The sequence below is a fragment of the Microbacterium sp. SZ1 genome (assembly GCF_002362255.1).
Taxonomy (GTDB): Bacteria; Actinomycetota; Actinomycetes; order Actinomycetales; family Microbacteriaceae; genus Microbacterium.
Map to the genome: position 1 here is coordinate 55608 of NZ_LPVV01000034.1, position 18307 is coordinate 73914.

The following is an 18307-nucleotide window of genomic DNA, read 5'->3' on the forward strand; positions in this document are numbered from 1 at the left end:
CCGATGGGCCGGGACACGATCTCATGTCCGTAATGACGACGCCATCGCAGATGGGAGTACTCCCCTTGCAGACTCCACCGTAGCCATTGCGCCTATGAGTGCGATGCGAGCCGAAACTCCCTGGATACGACGAACGCCCCGACTCCGCGAGGGGTCGGGGCGTTCGGCGAGCGGCTTACTTGGCGGCAGCCGTCTCTGCGGCCTTCTCCGCAGAAGCCTTCTTCGCGGCCGGCTTCTTGGCTGCGGGCTTCTTGGCCGGAGCCTTCGACCCCGTGGCCTCGGACGCGGGCTTCTCGGCAGGAGCGTCGTCGCTCACCGGCTCATCGGCGTCCGGGGTCTTCTCGGCGGCGGCGATGGTGGTCGCCGGCTCCGAGGAGTGAGACCCGGGCAGTGCCGGGGCGGCCGGAGCGGCAGGCGCCGGTGCGTCGGCGGCCGGACGCGGGCGAGCGGCGAACTCCTCGAACACGTAGCGCGGGTTCTGCACCGTCTGCAGGTTGACGAGGTCGCGGCCCAGCCAGAGGTTGTTCCACCAGCCCCAGAGCACGCGCCACTTGCGCTCCCACGTCGGCATCGCCAGACCGTGATAGCCGCGGTGCGCGAGCCAGGCGATGAATCCCTTGAGCGCGATCTTGCCGGACTGGAAGACACCGTTGTAGAGGCCGAGGCCGGCGACGGCGCCGAGGTTCTTGTGGAAGTACTCCTTGGGAGCCTCACCGCGGAGCACCGCGACGAGGTTCTTCGCGAGCAGCTTCGCCTGGCGCACGGCGTGCTGCGCGTTCGGCACGCAGAAGCCGCCGACGCCGCCGCCCGAGAGGTCGGGGACGGCCGAGACGTCACCGGCTGCCCAGGCACCCTCGACGAAGGCCTCAGGGGTGCCGACTCGCAGGTCCGCGCGGGTCTGGATGCGACCGCGCTCCTCGACGGGCAGGTCGCCGCCGCGCACGACGGTCGGGTTCGCCATGACGCCGGCGGTCCACACGATGAGATCGGTCGGGATGACCTCGCCGGTCGACAGCTCGACGTTGCCGTCGACAGCGCTCGTGAGCTGCGTGTCGAGGTGGATGAACGCGCCACGCTTGCCCAGGTCCTTCATGACCCACTTGCTCGTCTCGAGCGAGACCTCGGGCATGATGCGGCCCATGGCCTCGATGAGGTGGAAGTGCGTGTCGTCGAACGTGAGCTGCGGGTACTTGCTCACCAGCGACGAGGCGAGCGAACGCAGCTCGGCGAAGACCTCGATGCCGGCGAAACCACCGCCGACGACGACGACGGTGAGCAGACGGTCGCGCTCAGGGCCGGCCGGAAGTGTCGCCGCCTTGTCGAAGTTCGACATCAGACGGTCACGGATCGCGACAGCCTCTTCGATCGTCTTCAGACCGATCGCGTTGTCGGCGATACCGGGGATGGGGAACGTGCGCGACACGGCACCGGCGGTGACGACGATCTGGTCGTACGCGAACTCGTACGGCTCGCCGAGCGGCGGCGTGATCGTCGCGACCTTCTCGGCGTGGTTGATGTTGGTGACCTTGGCGGTCAGCACGTGCGTGCGCTTGAGGTGACGACGGTGGGCGACGACCGAGTGGCGGGCCTCGATCGAGCCGGCAGCCACCTCGGGGAGGAAGGGCTGGTACGTCATGTACGGCAGCGGGTCGACCATGGTGACGTCTGCTTCACCCTTGCGAAGGTGCTTCTCGAGCTTCCACGCGGTGTAGAAGCCTGCGTAGCCTCCACCGACGATCAGAATCTTGGGCACAGTGCTGTTCTGAGGCACGGGGGAAAAACTCCTCGGGAGTCAGGAATGTGGCGTGCGAGCGCGCGCCGATCGGATGCGCCGGGCAGCAGCGGTGACGCCAAGCGCTATCAGGATACCAGGGACTGTGAGCGCGATGAGCGGCAGGGTACCGTAGCGCAGTGAATCAGCGCTGGGAAGCAGCGGTGAACCGGGCTCCGACGGCGCATCGGCGGCCGGAAGCGGTGAGATCGCGATGGGGGTCGCGGTGGGCTCGGGCTGCGGCACCGTCTCGGCCCGCCGGTACAGGCGGACCCACTCGGCGAGGTCGCCCATCGGATTCTCGCTGACTCTGGGGAGGTCCGCGGCGACGGCGGCCTGCGCGTCGATCAGCCCGTATCCGTAGAACGGGTCGGGCACCCTGGCCATCCCCTCGACGGGGATCGCCGTCTTGATGATGCGGTTGATGACGTTCGCGGCGTCGAGGTCGGGGTGCGCCGACCTGATCAGTGCGGCGATGCCGGCGACGATCGGCGCCGCGCCGCTGGTGCCGCTCCACGAGACGAGCCTGCCGTCGGCCGAGACGCCGAGCAGCCCCTCGCTCGGTGCGGCGACGCCGATCGTGATGCCCTGCGTCGACGCCTCGATGCTCGCGGTGCCCGTCTGGTCCACTCCCCCGACCGTGAGCACGCCGGGGATCGTCGCCGGCGCACCGATGATGTCGGTGCCGCTGCCGCGGTTGCCCGCCGCGACGACCACGACGACATCGTGCTCGAACGCATAGAGGAACGCCTCGTCCCAGCTGCGGTCCCAGTCGAGCGTGTTGGTCGTGAAGGAGAGGTTGATGATGTCGGCACCGTTGTCGACCGCCCATCTCATGGCCTTCGCGACCTGCTCGGTGAACGGCACAGCGGCCGCCGCGCCGAACCCCACCGAGATCGAGAGCAGGTTCGCCTCCGGAGCGACGCCGATCATGCCGGTGCCGTCAGGCGCCCCCCGTCCGGCGGCCAGCGACGCGACCCAGGATCCGTGGTTGCCGTCGACCGCACCGAGCGGGGTGCGCCCGTCCGGAGAGCCGGCGCCGGACACGTCGGTACCGCCCACCACGGCGCCGTCGAAGGTGCCCGGCACTTTGCCGATACCCGTGTCGATCACCGCGATCGTCACACCCTCGCCGCGCGTGGTCTGCCACGCCTCGCGGATCCGCGCGCCGTCGAGCCAGTACTCCGCGGCGCGGGTGGGGTCCTGCGGGTCGTCGGCGACGGGCGGCGGCGTCGCGGCGCCGAGCAGCAGCACGGACGCCACCACCGCCGCAGCTGCGACGGCACTGCGCAGCATCCGCCCCGGGCTCATGCCGATGACGCCTCGGGGTCGCGGAGCGCCGCGCCGGGGTCTTCGCAGCGGCAGACCTCGGGCGACCAGCTGGAGCGCGCGAGCGCCTCGTCGCCGATGGGGTTCACCCCTGGTCCCGCGGCAAGCGCGTGTCCGGCGAGGGCGTGCAGGCATTTGACCCTGGTCGGCATGCCGCCCGCGGAGACCCCGTCGATCTCGGGCACGTCGCCGAACCCGGCGCGGTCGGCGAGGTACGCCTCGTGGGCGGCGAGGTAGGCCGCTGCGATGTCGGCGTCGTCGGCGAGCAGGGCTGCGAGCTCGGGCATGACCTGGGTGGCTTCGAGGGTCGACATCGCCGCCGTGGCGGCCGGGTGCGTCAGGTAGTAGAACGTCGGGAACGGGGTGCCGTCCGGCAACCGCGGCGTCGTCGCGACCACGGTCGGATTGCCGCACGCGCAGCGCGCCGCGATGCCGACGACTCCGCGGGCCTGGCGCCCCAGCTGGGCCGAGACCACGGCGATCTCGGCGGGCGTGGGGGCAGGGAAAGGCGGGGTGGTCACCCGACAAGCGTACGGGAGCAGTCGGGGAGGATGCTCGGAGCCGCGCGGACCGCGACCGCGGTCAGCGCGCGACGACGGCGGTGTCGCTGAGACCGGCCGAGGTGAGCGTGCGCAGCAGCTGCGGCATCCAGTCCGAGGGCTTCTCCTCGAGCGTGTCGCTGACCGGCCCCTGCTCCTGGGGCAGCGCGGCGGGGTCGAGGTCGTTGTCGATGAGGTAGACGACCTCGCCGGGCTTCACGTAGTAGAGGCGCTCGCGCGCCTGGGTCGTGATGTACGCCGGGTCGTTCCAGCGCTCGCGCTCCTTCTGCAGCGCCGTGATCTCGTCCTCCGACACCTGGATCGAGTGCTCGAGCGCGCCGATCTTCTGGCGCTGGTCGATGTAGGTGCCGAGCGTCGGCACGAGCACCCAGGCGCCCAGCACGACGAGCGACAGCATGATGACGGAGAAGGCGGACAATCGGATGCCGGACGCCCACTCGCGCACGTCGACGCGCCGGTCGCCGGCACCGCGCGGCGCCGCGGTTCCTCGGGGTGTCGAGGCGCGCCCGCCGCGCTGAGCGGTCGGCGCAGTGGCCCGCGACGTGCCCGCAGACGCCGAAGGAGGAGCCGGTCGTCGTGCCACGGCTCCTCCTCCGGGTTCAGACCGCAGGGGTCTGGTGGATCGTCTTCAGCTGCGCTCAGCCCTGGTAGCGGGGGAAGGCGGAGCGACCGGCGAACACCGCGGCGTCGCCAAGCTCCTCCTCGATGCGCAGAAGCTGATTGTACTTCGCGACGCGCTCGCTGCGAGCAGGCGCACCAGCCTTGATCTGACCCGCGTTGGTCGCGACGACGAGGTCGGCGATCGTGGTGTCCTCGGTCTCGCCCGAGCGGTGCGACAGCATCGCGGTGTAGCCGGAGCGCTGCGCGAGGCTCACGGCGTCGAACGTCTCGGTCAGGGTGCCGATCTGGTTCACCTTGACGAGCAGCGAGTTGGCGACGCCGCGCGCGATGCCGTCGGCGAGGCGGCTCGGGTTGGTGACGAACAGGTCGTCGCCGACGAGCTGCACCTTCGAGCCCAGAGCGTCGGTGAGGAGCTTCCAGTTGTCCCAGTCGTCCTCGGCGAGGGCGTCCTCGATCGTGACGATCGGGAAGTCCTTCACGAGGCCCTGGTAGTACTCGATCAGCTCAGGGCCGGTCCAGTCCTTGTTGTCGAGGCGGTACACGCCGTCCGAGAAGAACTCGGTCGCGGCGACGTCGAGGCCGAGTGCGATGTCGGTGCCCGGAGTGAAGCCGGCCTTCTCGATCGCCTTCACGAGGAAGTCGAGGCCCTCACGGTTGCTGGGCAGGTCGGGGGCGAAGCCTCCCTCGTCACCGAGGCCGGTCGCATAGCCGGCGGCCTTCAGCTCGCTGCGCAGCACGTGGTAGGTCTCGACGCCCCAGCGCAGCGACTCGGAGTAGGTCTCGGCACCGATCGGCGCGAGGAAGAACTCCTGCATGTCGATGCCGTTGTCGGCGTGCTCGCCGCCGTTGATGACGTTGAAGAGCGGCACGGGCAGAACGTGCGCGTTGGGCCCGCCGAGGTAGCGGAACAGCGGCAGGTCGGCCGAGTCGGCGGCGGCCTTCGCCACGGCCAGGCTCACGCCGAGGATCGCGTTCGCGCCGGTGCGCTGCTTGTTGTCCGTGCCGTCGGTCTCGATGAGGATCTCGTCGACGATGCGCTGCTCGCTCGCCTCGACGCCCTCGAGGGCCGGGCCGAGCTCGTCGATGACGGCCTCGACGGCCTTGAGCACACCCTTGCCGCCGTAGCGGCTCTTGTCGCCGTCACGCAGCTCGTACGCCTCGAAGGCACCGGTGGATGCGCCGGACGGGACGGCGGCTCGCTGGACGACGCCGTCGTCGAGGAGCACCTCCACCTCGACGGTCGGGTTTCCGCGCGAGTCGAGAATCTCGCGTGCGCCTACAGCCTCGATCAGTGCCACTGATGTGCTCCTTGTTCAGAGAGGAAGATGTGTGGAGCGTCGTCGATCCGCGCCCAGTCTAGCTCGCCGTCCGCTCAGCCCCAGGGGTCGTGTCCGCGTCAGACGACGACGGCGAGAGCGATGCCGTCCCACCCCTTGACGCCCACGGTCTGCAGGGCGGTGGCGTCGAAGCGGGGGTCCTCCCCCAGCATCTGCAGACCCTCGCGCGTGCCGATCACCTTGGGGTCGGTGGTGTCGTCGCGGACGATCTCGCCGTCTCGGCCGATGTTGTCGAGCACGACGACGGTGCCCGGATGCCCGAGCCTCGCGGCCCAGTCGAGGTACAGCGTGTTCGACTCCTTGTCGGCGTCGATGAACACGAGGTCGAAGCCGCCCTCCAGCGTGGGCAGCACGTCCTCGCCCCTCCCGACACGGATGTCGACGCGGTCGCCGACGCCGGCGGCATCGATGCTCGTCCGCGCGATGGCGGCATTGTCGGCCTCCGCCTCGACCGTGACGACCCGCCCCTCCGGCCCGACGGCTCTCGCCATCCAGATCGTGGAGTAGCCGCCGAGCGTGCCGATCTCGAGCACCCGCCGGGCGCCGCTGATGCGCACGAGCAGGTTGAGCAGCTTTCCGCCGACCGGCGCGACCTCGATCTCGGGCAGTCCGGCCTCGCGCTGGGCGTCGAGAGCCGCCTCCAGGTGTGGGTCGTGTCCGACGAGGAGGTCGGCGAGGTAGGCGTCGGCGTCCGACCAGGCGGAGGGCGTGGATTGCATGTCCTCAGCCAACCGCGATGCGGACGAGGGCGTCAAGGGCCGACGGCCGGGGGTGCCGTCGCCCCTGCTCCCCGGTCGACGTAGGTCTGCAGCAGCGCCGCACCCTCCTCCGCTCCGTCGACCGTGACGAGGAACGGCTTGCGCTCCCGTCGGGATACCTCGATCGCCGGTCCGCGACGCGTCACGATCCCCGTGCGGCCGTCGACGGAGATCCGCCAGCCCCACCCGCCGAACTCCCCGACGGGCGAGACGTCGATCGCGCGCGCGCCGGCGACCTCGTCGAGCGGGATGTCGACACGCGGCCGTCCGAGCAGCGATCGAGCAGCGAATCCCTCGGGCGTGATGCTCACGCGATACGAGGCGGTGGCAGCGACTGCGAGCGCGACGACGACCGCCACGACCGCGACGATCCATCCGCCGGCGATCCCGTTGGCGATCAAGCTCACGGCGAGCGCGACCATGCCGGCGAGCACGAGAGCGAGCAGCAGGAGGATTCCGCGCGGCATGGCGGCGGTCGCGAGCCACACCACCCGCTCGCCGGCGCCGACGCGCACGTCCTGCCGCGGCGCGAGGACCCGTCCGTCGGGAGTGCGGTAGCGCGGCTGGATCACCCAGGCGAGACCGCCGAGGATGACGAGGCCGGCCAGCGCGAGTCCCATGACTCCGCCGATACCGGGCACCTCCGCGCCCGGGGGGAGGTCGCGCTGGATCCACAGCGAGCCGAGGCTCATGGCCGCCGCGAACGCCGACATCCCGGCGGCGAGCGCGCCCATCAGCCGGGCGGCGGCACCCCACTGGTCGCGCGCTGACACGAGGGTCGTCACGGCCATGAGCAGCGGCACGCCGAACCCGATGCCCAGAAGCAGCCAGAGGTAGGTGGATGCCGGGCCGAAGCCGTCGGCCCCGCCGATGCCCCAGTGCGTGGCGACGGGTTCGGAGAAGGCGGGGAGCCAGCCGACGAGCACGACGGCGGCGACGGCGACGACCACGACGGGCACGACGATCGCGACGAGGAGGAAGAGCAGCCGCGCGCGCCTCAGCGACGTGGCGGATGGGGGCCGGGGGCCGGTGGACGTCATGACTGTCCCTCCTCGGGATCGGGGGTTGCTGCCGGGTCGTGGCTGTGCGTCGATGTCCGCGCGGTACTCGGCCCGGGGCGGGCATCGGCGTGGGTACGGATGATGCCGGCGAGGATCTCGGCGGACACCCCCATCTGCGCGGCTCGGGCCACGAGGTCGTCGATCTCATGCGCGAGGTCGGCGAGGGGCGCGGCTGCCGTCGAGATGACCGCTCCTCGCCCGCGGCGGAGATCGATCAGACCCTCGTCGCGGAGCCGCTGGTACGCGTGAAGGACCGTGTGCTGGTTGATGCGCAGCGCCGTCGCGACGTCGCGCGCAGCGGGCAGTCGATCTCCGGGTGCGAGGACGCCCGCGAGCAGATCGGCGCGAATGGATGCCGCCACCTGGTCGTACAGCGGCCGGGGGCTCTCGGGGTCGACCCTGATCAGCATCCGCTCACCTCCTCGTCGTTCTCTAGTAATTCTATGGAAAATATAACAACTGTGGCAACCTCCAGAAGAGTTCGGATGCCGCGCTCCCCTCCCGCACACTGACGACATGCGCATCACCCCGCGCCGTCTCGCGATCGGCATGAGCCTCTGGGCCCCGAACCTGTTCAGCGGCATCCGCGTCCGTCGGTTCTCGCAGGACTGGACCCACGCGACCGTCGAGCTGCACGTCAACGTCCTCACCCGCAACTACGTCAAGACCGCATTCGGCGGATCGATGTCGGCGATGACCGATCCGTACTTCTTCATGCTCGTGATGCATCAGCTCGGCCGCGACTACGTCGTCTGGGACACCCGCGGCGAGATCGAGTTCGTGAAGCCCGGCCGCGGCGTGCTCACGGCCGAGTTCGATGTCTCGCGCGAGAAGGCCGACGAGCTGCGGGTGCGTGCCGCCGGCGGATCCAAAGTGCTCGAGTGGTTCGAGACCGTGATCACCGACAGCGGCGGCGACACTGTGGCGCGCGTTCGGCGCGAGGTGTATGTACGCGAGAAGAAGCGGGTCACCGCCTCGCGCGGCTGACACGATCGGGCACGCCGCGATACCGCCCGTTCACCCGCCCGTGACACGATGAACCGGTGCCCCTCGCCCGCCGCCTGAGCCTCACCGACGCCGTCATGATCGGCCTGGGGTCGATGGTCGGCGCCGGCGTCTTCTCGGTCTGGGGCCCCGCGATCGGGGTCGCCGGCAACGGCATCCTCGTCGCTCTCGGTATCGCCGCCGTCGTCGCCTTCTGCAACGCCACCGCCTCGGCCCAGTTGGCGGCCGCGCATCCCGTCGCCGGCGGCACCTACGCCTACGCTCGAGCGGAGATCGGACCCTGGTGGGGGTTCGTGGCCGGGTGGAGCTTCGTGATCGGCAAGATCGCGAGCTGCGCGGCTATGGCGCTGACCTTCGCCGCCTACGCCGCGCCCTCCGGCTGGCAGGTACCTGTGGCGGCGGCCGCCGTCGCCGCCCTCGTCGCCGTGAACTGCTTCGGGGTGACGCGCACGGCACTGCTCACCCGCATCCTCGTGGTCTGCTCTCTGCTCGGACTGGCCGTCGTCGTGGCCATCGGTGCGGGGTCGATCCCGACCAGCGACCCCGCACCGCTGGCGGACACGAACGCCTACGGCGTGCTGCAGGGCGCCGGACTGCTGTTCTTCGCGTTCGCGGGGTACGCGCGCATCGCGACGCTCGGCGAAGAGGTGGTGGACCCCGCCCGAACGATCCCCCGGGCGATCGTGCTCGCCCTCGGCGGCGCCGTCGTCGTGTACGCGGCGGTCGGGATCGCGGTCACGCTCACTCTCGGCGCGGATGCCGCGGCCACCAGCGCTCCGCTCGCGGAGGTCGTCGCGGCGACCGAGTGGTCCGCACTCGGTCCCGTGGTGCGGATCGCCGCAGCCGCCGCGTCGCTCGGAGCGCTGCTCGCCCTCCTCACCGGGATCGGTCGCACGACCCTCGCCATGGCACGGGAGAGCGACCTGCCACGTGTCCTCGCCCGCATCGACGACCGGTGGCACGTCCCCCGCCGCGCGGAGATCGCCGTGGGCATCGTCGTGATCGGCATCGTGCTGCTCGGCGACCTGCGCGAGACCATCGGGTTCTCGTCGTTCGGCGTGCTGCTGTACTACCTGATCGCGAACGCCGCGGCCTTCCGGCAGACGGGGTCGGCGCGACGGTACCCCCGCGCACTGCAGGTCGTCGGGGCACTGGGGTGCCTGCTGCTCGTGAACACGCTTCCGGTCGTGGCGTCGCTGATCGGCACGGTCGTGGTGCTGCTCGGCATCCTGTATCGCGCCATCAGGCTGCGGATCGGGATCAGCGCGGAGACGTCGGACGGCGCCGGGCGCTGAGCGCCGCCTCCGCGGCACGGTGGACGTCGGGAAGAAGCGCCTCGGCCGTGCGGCGGTAGCCGAGCGGGCTCGGATGGAAGCGGTCCATGCTGAACATCGCGTCGGGGTCGTCGAAGAACAGCATCCCGACGGCCCGTCGGAGGTCGACGGGACGGGCACCCACAGCCCGCGCGGCCTCGGTCTGCGCAGCGGCCAGCCGCCGGGACATACTGGAGATCAGGCGCCGGAGCGGTTGCGGCACCGGGCGCAGCGCACCGAGGTCCGGGCAGGTGCCGACCACGACCTCCGCGCCGCCTCGGCGCAGGCGGAGGATCGCGTCGCGCAGGTGCTGCGTCGACACCGCGACCGGCACGCGGTGCGTGACGTCGTTGCCGCCCACGATGATGACGGCGACGTGCGGCCTGTAGTCGGCGGGCAGGCCGTCGAGCTGGGCGGCGAGGTCGGAGGACTCGGCACCGACCACCGCGCCCGTGCGCAGATCGACCGGTCGCCCGGTGCGACGCGCGAGTCCCTTCGCCAGCCGCCCACCGAGCGTCTCCTTGCGGCGGAGGGCGCCGAGACCGGCCGCCACCGAATCACCAAGCACGAGCAGTTCGAGCGGTCGACCGTCAAGCCTTCGCCGCCACACCCGATCGGCGTCGAGCGAGTCCTCGCCCAGCGGTTTCCCGATCCGGCGGCGTGCGACAGCCGCCTGGCGCGTCAGGACGGCTCGGATGCCGGCGGCGAGCGATACCGTCGCGACCCCGAGTCCGAGCCCGACCCCCGCTGCGGCGACGAGGGATGAACGGCTCACGCTCCGATTCGACCCGACCGGCGTGAACGCCGCGTGAACGGGCGGCCCCGTCAGCTGAGCGGCTTGAGCTCCAGCTCGGACGTTCCGGCGCTCACGGTCGCGAACGCCGTGTAGCCGTCGGCGGCCGAGCGCTCGAGCAGCGCCTTGACGTTCTTGGTGCGCCGTTCGAGGCGCACGCGGGCGCCGGCCGCGATGAGGGCCGCCTTGTGCGAGACGAGCTCCCCGACCGGGACGTCGGTGTCGTGGATCAGCACGACGGCGCGCTCCGCGGCACCCGTTCCGTCCGCGACGAGGTCGACGAGGCGCTCGAATCCGAGCGAGAAGCCGACCGCCGCGACCTGCTGGCCGAGGAACCGTCCGATCATGCCGTCGTAGCGGCCACCGCCGCCCAGGGAGTAGTCGACCGAGGGATGTGCGAGCTCGAAGATCGTGCCCGTGTAGTAGCCCATGCCCCGCACGAGGAACGGATCGAAGACGAGCGGGATGTCGGCGAGCTCGGATGAGGGGACGGCCGAGGCCCGACCCGCCGCCACGGCCTCGCCGATGCCGACGAGGTGCGCGACGATGTCATCGGGCGCTCCGTCGGGCAGCGCCTTGCGGATCTGCCTCTCGCCGAACGGGTTGTACTCCATGGTCTGCGGCCGCTGCAGGAACGCCTCGAACGCATCGACGGCGGATGCCGCGGCGCCGCGCTCGCGGAGCTCGGCAGTCACTCCCTCGACGCCGATCTTGTCGAGCTTGTCGATCGTGATGAGCACCCCGGGGCGCTCCTCGGTGGTGAAGCCGAAGCTGTCGAGCATCCAGTCGAGCGCACGACGGTCGTTGATGCGCACCGTCGCCCCCTCGAGCCCCAGCGCGTCCACGGCGTCGAGGGACGCCACCATGAGCTCCGCCTCGGCCCGCGACGAGTCGTCGCCGATGATGTCGATGTCGCACTGCACGAACTGGCGGTAGCGCCCCTTCTGCGGACGCTCGGCGCGCCAGACCGGCCCGATCTGGATCGCGCGGAACACGCCGGGAAGCTGTCCGCGATTGCTCGCGTAGAAGCGCGCGAGCGGCACCGTGAGGTCGTAGCGGAGTCCCAGGTCGGCGAGCGCCCCCTGATCGTCGGCGGCCGCCCTGATGGCATCGGCGTCGAGGCCGCGGCGCAGCACGTTGTACGCGAGCTTCTCGTTGTCGCCGCCGATGCCGGCGTGCAGGCGCGAGTACTCCTCGAGGGCGGGGGTCTCGATCTCGTCGAAGCCGTGCGCGCGGTAGCGCTCGCGGATCACGGAGAGCACGCGCTCGCGGCGGGCCTTGTCGGCGGGAAGGATGTCGCGCATGCCGCGCGGCGGGTTCACAGTAGCCACGTCTCCATCTTCCCAGGTCGCGCCCGGTGCCTCCGGTCAGCGAGCGGCCTCGGCGGCACGCACCTCGCCCTCGAGGCCGCGCAGACGCTCGCGCAGTGCGCGCTCGGCATCCCATCCCCGCTCGCGAGCGAGCGCCACGAGGGAGAGCATGGCATCCCCGAGTTCGGCTTCGCTCGAAGGCGCGGCCGCGGACTCCGCCGCGTCCGGCTCGACTCCGACACCGGCTGCGCGTCCGACCAGCTTCTGGGCGAGAGCGAGCGCCGGCATCCCGCGCGGCACTCCGTCGAGCACGCTGGTCCTCGTGCGCTTCTCGGCCGCCTTCGCCGCGTTCCAGTGCACCAGCACCTCTTCGGGCGTGGTCGCGATCTCGCCCGCGAAGACATGCGGATGCCGCCTGACCATCTTCTCGGTGAGCGTCTCGGCCACATCGTCGATGTCGAACGGGTCGTACGGATCCTGCGCCGCGATGGCGGCGTGGAACAGCACCTGCCACAGCAGGTCACCGAGCTCTTCGCGCAGGTCGTCGCTCGTGCCGCTCTCGACGGCCTCGATCACCTCGTGCGACTCCTCGATCAGGTAGGGCACGAGGTCGCGATGCGTGATGCGCTGTGACCACACGCAGCGCTCCCTGACGGCACGCATGGTGTCGGCTGCAGCCCGCAGCGGATCGGTCTGGGAGTCTTCGGTCACGGCTGCTCCTCGGTGCTGCTCCTCGGTTCGGATCGACTCTCTCATGTCTCGCGCCGTCATGCGTGCAGGGCACCGCTCCCGACCCGGCTACTCTCGAACCGTGACCCCCGCACAGAGTTTTCCCGAGCCCACCGACACCTCGGCGATCCGCATCATCGGCCGATTCGAAGCGGGCCGCGGCATTCCGGACGCGATGCGCTCCGATGTGAGAATGCTCGGCGGTCTCCTCGGACAGGTGCTGCGCGAAGCAGGAGGCGACGACCTCTTCGCCGACGTCGAGCGTCTGCGTCTCGCCACGATCCAGGCGTACGACGAGGAGACGTCCGACGCCTTCGAACGCGCCGCCGCGATCGCCGAGTCGTTCACGATCGAGCGCGCCGACGAGGTCGCCAGGGCGTTCACGTGCTACTTCCACCTCGTCAACCTCGCGGAGGAGCACCAGCGCGTGCGCGTGCTGCGCGAGCGCGCCGGCCAGCCCGGGCGCGAGGACGCAGCCGACACCGTCGCGACCGCGTACGCGCGACTGAAGTCCGAGGTCGGCGACGACGAGGCCCGTCGGCGCCTGCAGGGTCTGCGCTTCCACCCCGTGTTCACCGCGCACCCCACCGAGGCCCGCCGCCGCGCGGTGTCGTCGAGCATCCGTCGCCTCTCCGAGCTGCTCACGCAGCACGACGCCGCGAGCGAGAGCGGCGCGGAGCAGCACCGGGCACGCCGCCGCATGCTCGAGGAGATCGAGACGCTGTGGCGCACGGCCCCGCTGCGGGCGCAGAAGCCCTCGCCCACCGACGAGGTGCGCACGGTCATGAGCGTGTTCGACGAGACGCTGTTCACGACGGTGCCGCACGTCTACCGCCGCATCGACGACGCCTTGCGCGGCGACGACTCCGGCGCGAGCGAGCCCGTCGTGCCGGCCTTCGTGCGCGTCGGATCGTGGGTCGGCGGTGACCGCGACGGCAACCCGTTCGTCACGGCATCCGTCACCAGGGAGGCGTCGCAGATCGCCTCCGATCACGTGCTGCGCGGACTGGAGCGCGCCTTGGAGCGCATCGGCCGCACGCTGACGCTGGATGCCGAGGGCACACCGCCGAGTGACGGGGTGAACGCCCTGTGGGACCGCTTCGCGGCCACCGAGCCCGGCCTCGCCGACGAGCTCGCCGCGCGCTCGCCCGGCGAACCGCACCGTCGGGTCGTGCTCGCCCTCGCGCACCGCGTCGGCGCCACCCGTCGCGGCGACGACGAGCGCTACGGGGCGCCAGAGGAGCTCCTCGCCGATCTCCGCGCCGTGCAGGCGTCGCTGGCGGATGCCGGTGCGCGTCGTCACGCGTTCGGCGGCGTGCAGCACCTGATCTGGCAGGTCGAGACCTACGGCTTCCACCTGACCGAGCTCGAGGTGCGCCAGCACTCGCAGGTGCACGCGAAGGCCCTCGCCGAGCTGTCGGGCGACGAGCCCGTCAGTGCGCAGACCGAGGAGGTGCTCGAGGTCTTCCGCGCGATCGCCGACATCCAGCGCGACCGGGGCCTGCGCGCCGCCGGCCGCTACGTCGTGTCGTTCACCCAGGCGGCCTCCGACCTCGCGAACGTGTACACGCTCGCCCGGCATGCGCTCGGCGACGACGCCCCGGTGCTCGACGTGGTGCCGCTGTTCGAGACCTTCGCCGACCTGCAGGCCGCACCCGCGATCCTCGCCAAGGCCGTGACGTTCCCCGAGGTCCGGGAGCGGATGGCGGCCACCGGCAACCGCCTCGAGGTCATGCTCGGGTACTCGGACTCGTCGAAGGACGTCGGCCCGGTCGCCGCCAACCTCGCGCTGTACGAGGCGCAGGAGAAGATCGCTCTCTGGGCCAAGGAGTCCGGTATCGAGCTGACGCTGTTCCACGGTCGAGGCGGTGCTCTCGGCCGCGGTGGCGGCCCCGCGAACTCCGCGATCCTCGCGCAGCCGCCGCACTCGGTCGACGGCCGCTTCAAGCTCACCGAACAGGGCGAGGTCATCTTCGCGCGGTACGGCGAGCCGGCGATCGCGATGCGGCACATCGACCAGGTGGCCGCGGCGACCCTGCTCGCGTCCTCCCCCACCGTCGAGCAGCGCACGAGCGATGCCGCCCGACGGTTCGCCGACATCGCCGAGGTCATGGACCGCTCGTCGCGGGAGCGGTTCTTCTCGCTCGTGAAGGCCGACGGCTTCGCTCCGTGGTTCGCGACCGTGACCCCGATGGAGGAGATCGGCCTGCTCGCGCTCGGCTCTCGGCCGGCCCGGCGCGGCCTGTCGGTCGAGTCGCTCGAGGACCTCCGGGCGATCCCGTGGGTCTTCGCCTGGACCCAGGCCCGCATCAACCTCGCGGGATGGTTCGGACTCGGCACCGCCCTCGCCGCCGTGGGCGACGAGCAGCGTCTGGCAGAGGCCTACCGCGAGTGGCCGCTGCTGCACACCATGATCGACAACGTCGCGATGAGCCTCGCGAAGACCGACGAGCGCATCGCGCGGGAGTACCTCGCGCTCGGCGATCGCGACGACCTCGCGCAGCTCGTGCTCGACGAGCTGGCGCTCACCCGCGAGTGGGTCATCCGCCTCACGGGCGGCGTCGGTCTGCTCGAGAACAAGCCGATCCTGCAGCGCGCGGTGCAGCTGCGCACGCCCTACGTCGACGCGCTGTCACTGCTGCAGCTGCGCGCTCTCCGCGCTCTTCGCGACCCGGCCGAGGCCGCGGGATCCGGGTCCGACGAGGAACAGCGCCGTCTGCTGCTGCTCTCCGTGAGCGGCGTGGCCGCGGGCCTGCAGAACACCGGGTGATGCGGAGCAGCACCGCGCCCCCGTCGCTCCGATCAGAAAGCTCTCTCGCGTGACCTCTTTCGCTGTACCCTCCGCTGACTTCCACCCGCTCCCCGGCGCCGTGCAGCCCGTGTTCGACACGGTGCTCGCGCGCAGCGCCCACGAACCCGAGTTCCAGCAGGCGGTGCACGAGGTGCTGACCTCGATCGCGCCCGTGCTCGATCGGCATCCGGAATACGTCGACGGCGGCATCGTCGAGCGTCTCGTCGAGCCGGAACGGCAGATCCTGTTCCGGGTGCCGTGGGTCGACGACTCCGGGAGGCTGCAGGTCAACCGCGGATACCGCATCCAGTTCTCCTCCGTACTCGGGCCGTATAAGGGCGGACTGCGCTTCCACCCCTCGGTGAACCTGTCGATCATCAAGTTCCTGGGCTTCGAGCAGATCTTCAAGAACGCGCTCACCGGTCAGGGCATCGGGGGCGGCAAGGGCGGCTCGGACTTCGATCCGCACGGCCGGTCGGATGCCGAGATCATGCGCTTCTGCCAGTCGTTCATGAGCGAGCTGTACCGCCACCTCGGCGAGCACACCGACGTCCCCGCCGGTGACATCGGCGTCGGCGGCCGCGAGATCGGCTACCTGTTCGGCCAGTACCGCAAGATCACCAACCGCCACGAGTCGGGCATGTTCACCGGCAAGGGCACCGGATGGGGCGGCGCCGAGGTGCGCACCGAGGCGACCGGTTACGGCGCGGTGTTCTTCGCGCAGGAGATGCTCGCCGTGCACGGCGACTCGCTCGACGGCAAGCGCGTCGCGGTCTCGGGGTCGGGCAACGTCGCGATCTACGCGATCCAGAAGGCGGCTCAGCTCGGAGCGACCGCCGTCACGGCATCCGACTCCTCGGGGTACGTGGTGGACGACGCCGGGATCGACGTGGATCTGCTCCGTCAGATCAAGGAGGTCGAGCGAGCCCGCATCGTCGAGTACGCGAACCGGCGACCCGGCGCGCGCTTCGTCGAGGGCGGCAGCGTGTGGGAGGTCCCCGTCGACATCGCGGTTCCTTCGGCCACGCAGAACGAGCTCGACCACGACGCCGCGCAGGCGCTGATCGCGAACGGCGTGCGCGCCGTCTCCGAGGGCGCCAACATGCCGTGCGTGCCCTCGGCGATCGACGCCTTCCAGGCGGCGGGCGTGCTCTTCGCACCCGGCAAGGCCGCCAACGCCGGCGGCGTGGCCACCTCGGCGCTCGAGATGAGCCAGAACGCCTCCCGGCAGCGCTGGAGCTTCGACGCGAGCGAGAACAAGCTGCGCGAGATCATGGGCGACATCCATCGCGCGGCGTTCGACGCCGCAGAGCGCTACGACGTCCCGGGCGACTACGTCGCCGGGGCCAACATCGCCGGCTTCGAGCGCGTGGCCGGCGCGATGCTCGCCCAGGGCGTGATCTGACGCGCCGCACAGTCGCACGTGAGAAGAGCCGCCCACCCCTCCCGGGTGCGCGGCTCTTCTGCATCCTCGTCCGTCAGCGCTCGTCGACCGGAACCTTCACGACCTTGTTGAACCCGGTCACCGCCTGGTTCTCGTCGAACGCCACCACCTTCTTGCGGAAGCCCTTCGTGATGACCGCGAGGTAGATGAGGCCGAGCACGGTCCAGGTGATGCCGCCGATCAGCGCGTCGGGGTGCAGGTTGACCCAGAGCAGGCCGGTGAGCAGCGTGCCGATCGCGGGCATCACGATGTGCGAGAAGATCTCCCGCGGCGTGCGGCGCATGCCCTTGCGCACCGCGAACCATGCGATCACGGAGATGTTCACGAACGTGAAGGCGATCAGGGCGCCGTAGTTGATCCACGCGGCGATGAGCTCGAGCGTGAACGGGATCGCGAGCAGCGAGATCGCCCCCACCAGCACGATGTTGAACGTCGGCGTGTGGGTGCGGCGGTTGATGTACCCGAAGGCTCGCTGCGGCAGCACGTTGTTGCGGCCCATCACCAGCAGCATGCGCGACACCGAGGCGTGCGACGCCAGACCGGACGCCAGAGTGGCGCAGAACCCGGCTGCCGTGAGCACGGCCATCAGCACGTTTCCGCCGACGAGCTCGCCGATGATCGGCAGCGTGGAGTCCTCGACGAACTGCATGTCACCGCCGGGGGCGAACTCGTTCCAGTCGGGGAACCGCAGCTGCGACACGTATGAGGCCACCAGGAAGATCCCTCCGCCGATGAGGACGGTGAGGAGGATCGCCTTCGGCATGATCTTCGGGTCCTTCGCCTCCTCGGCGTACATCGTGACCGCGTCGAAGCCGATGAACGAGAAGCAGACGATGGTCGCACCGGTCAGCACCGCACCGAGTGTCACGTCGTCATGCAGGAAGGCGCCGACCGAGAGGATCGTCGCCGCTCCGTCCCCGCGCATCAGCTGCGCGACGACGAGCGCCACGAACACGACCATGACGACGATCGAGAAGACGAGCAGGATCATGTTGAGGTTCGACGTGCCGCGCATGGTCATGTAGATGACGCTGGTGACGGCGATGCAGTACAGGACGACCCAGATCCACGCGGGCACGTCGGGGAACATCGCCTCGAGGTAGCTCTTGATGATGAGGCAGTTCACCATCGGCAGCAGGACGTAGTCGATCAGCGAGGTCCAGCCGACCATGAAGCCGAGGTTCGGATGGATCGACTCGCGCACGTAGGTGTAGGCGGAGCCGGCGCTCGGGATGGCGCTGGCGATCTTGCCGTAGCTGATCGCCGTGAACACCATCACGACCAGCGCGACGAGGTAGGCGGCGGGCACGACGTCGTTCGTGTCGCGGGCGACCATCCCGAAGGTGTCGAACACCACGGTCGGCGTCATGTAGCCGAGCCCGAGTCCGACGATCGCCCAGAGTCCGAGATTTCGTCGGAGGGTGCCCCCGCCGTGCGCGAGCGGCTTCGTCTTCTCTGCCATATGTACTCCTCAGGGGAAGCGCA

General features: G+C 70.5%; 16 protein-coding genes. 4 read left to right on the forward strand and 12 right to left on the reverse strand.

Going from position 1 to position 18307, the window contains the following annotated elements; translation table 11 throughout:
- Positions 1-175: 175 nt before the first annotated feature.
- The 8 genes from AUC47_RS11090 to AUC47_RS11125 form a co-directional block, all read right to left on the reverse strand.
- On the reverse strand, positions 176-1753 hold the full coding sequence (locus AUC47_RS11090) for an NAD(P)/FAD-dependent oxidoreductase (RefSeq protein WP_096715251.1): 1578 nt from the start codon (positions 1751-1753) through the stop codon (positions 176-178).
- A gap of 39 nt (positions 1754-1792) precedes the next feature.
- The gene (locus AUC47_RS11095; protein WP_096715252.1) at positions 1793-3082 is read right to left on the reverse strand and encodes a S8 family serine peptidase; all 1290 of its coding nucleotides are present in this window, start codon (positions 3080-3082) and stop codon (positions 1793-1795) included.
- Positions 3079-3621, reverse strand: a complete 543-nt coding sequence (locus AUC47_RS11100) for a DUF501 domain-containing protein (protein WP_096715253.1) — start codon at positions 3619-3621, stop codon at positions 3079-3081. Before AUC47_RS11100 ends, AUC47_RS11095 begins: the two co-directional genes overlap by 4 nt.
- Positions 3622-3682: 61 nt before the next feature.
- Positions 3683-4243: an FtsB family cell division protein gene (locus AUC47_RS11105; RefSeq protein ID WP_179297592.1), complete on the reverse strand. Its 561-nt coding sequence runs from the start codon at positions 4241-4243 to the stop codon at positions 3683-3685.
- 55 nt (positions 4244-4298) lie between these two features.
- Complete coding sequence (gene eno, locus AUC47_RS11110) at positions 4299-5579, reverse strand: phosphopyruvate hydratase (RefSeq protein ID WP_096715255.1); 1281 nt, start codon at positions 5577-5579, stop codon at positions 4299-4301.
- Positions 5580-5677: 98 nt separating this feature from the next.
- On the reverse strand, positions 5678-6337 hold the full coding sequence (locus AUC47_RS11115) for an O-methyltransferase (protein ID WP_096715256.1): 660 nt from the start codon (positions 6335-6337) through the stop codon (positions 5678-5680).
- Between the two features lie 32 nt (positions 6338-6369).
- Positions 6370-7416: a DUF1648 domain-containing protein gene (locus AUC47_RS16560; protein WP_179297593.1), complete on the reverse strand. Its 1047-nt coding sequence runs from the start codon at positions 7414-7416 to the stop codon at positions 6370-6372.
- The gene (locus AUC47_RS11125; RefSeq protein ID WP_096715257.1) at positions 7413-7847 is read right to left on the reverse strand and encodes a GntR family transcriptional regulator; all 435 of its coding nucleotides are present in this window, start codon (positions 7845-7847) and stop codon (positions 7413-7415) included. Before AUC47_RS11125 ends, AUC47_RS16560 begins: the two co-directional genes overlap by 4 nt.
- Before the next feature lie 106 nt (positions 7848-7953).
- On the opposite strand from AUC47_RS11125, the gene AUC47_RS11130 reads away from it, so the two are divergent.
- Both AUC47_RS11130 and AUC47_RS11135 read left to right on the forward strand, forming a co-directional pair.
- On the forward strand, positions 7954-8424 hold the full coding sequence (locus AUC47_RS11130; protein WP_096715258.1) for a DUF4442 domain-containing protein: 471 nt from the start codon (positions 7954-7956) through the stop codon (positions 8422-8424).
- Positions 8425-8519: 95 nt separating this feature from the next.
- Complete coding sequence (locus AUC47_RS11135; RefSeq protein WP_373557860.1) at positions 8520-9737, forward strand: APC family permease; 1218 nt, start codon at positions 8520-8522, stop codon at positions 9735-9737.
- On the opposite strand, the gene AUC47_RS11140 is transcribed toward AUC47_RS11135, so the two are convergent.
- From AUC47_RS11140 to AUC47_RS11150, 3 genes are all read right to left on the reverse strand, one after another.
- Positions 9703-10530, reverse strand: coding sequence for an SGNH/GDSL hydrolase family protein (locus AUC47_RS11140; RefSeq protein ID WP_096715260.1), 828 nt, complete (start codon positions 10528-10530; stop codon positions 9703-9705). The genes AUC47_RS11135 and AUC47_RS11140 overlap by 35 nt on opposite strands.
- A 50-nt stretch (positions 10531-10580) precedes the next feature.
- Positions 10581-11852, reverse strand: a complete 1272-nt coding sequence (locus AUC47_RS11145; protein WP_218838222.1) for a histidine--tRNA ligase — start codon at positions 11850-11852, stop codon at positions 10581-10583.
- A gap of 63 nt (positions 11853-11915) precedes the next feature.
- On the reverse strand, positions 11916-12521 hold the full coding sequence (locus tag AUC47_RS11150; protein ID WP_256999553.1) for a MazG family protein: 606 nt from the start codon (positions 12519-12521) through the stop codon (positions 11916-11918).
- Between the two features lie 148 nt (positions 12522-12669).
- Between AUC47_RS11150 and AUC47_RS11155 the strand changes: the two genes are divergently transcribed.
- A complete protein-coding gene (locus AUC47_RS11155) occupies positions 12670-15357 on the forward strand; it encodes a phosphoenolpyruvate carboxylase (protein WP_256999542.1) in 2688 nt (895 codons plus the stop codon).
- Between the two features lie 100 nt (positions 15358-15457).
- The gene (gene gdhA / locus AUC47_RS11160) at positions 15458-16783 is read left to right on the forward strand and encodes an NADP-specific glutamate dehydrogenase (protein WP_373557861.1); all 1326 of its coding nucleotides are present in this window, start codon (positions 15458-15460) and stop codon (positions 16781-16783) included.
- A 73-nt stretch (positions 16784-16856) separates the two neighbouring features.
- Here gdhA and AUC47_RS11165 read toward each other — a convergent pair whose 3' ends face one another.
- Complete coding sequence (locus AUC47_RS11165) at positions 16857-18284, reverse strand: APC family permease (RefSeq protein WP_096715263.1); 1428 nt, start codon at positions 18282-18284, stop codon at positions 16857-16859.
- Positions 18285-18307: the final 23 nt, after the last annotated feature.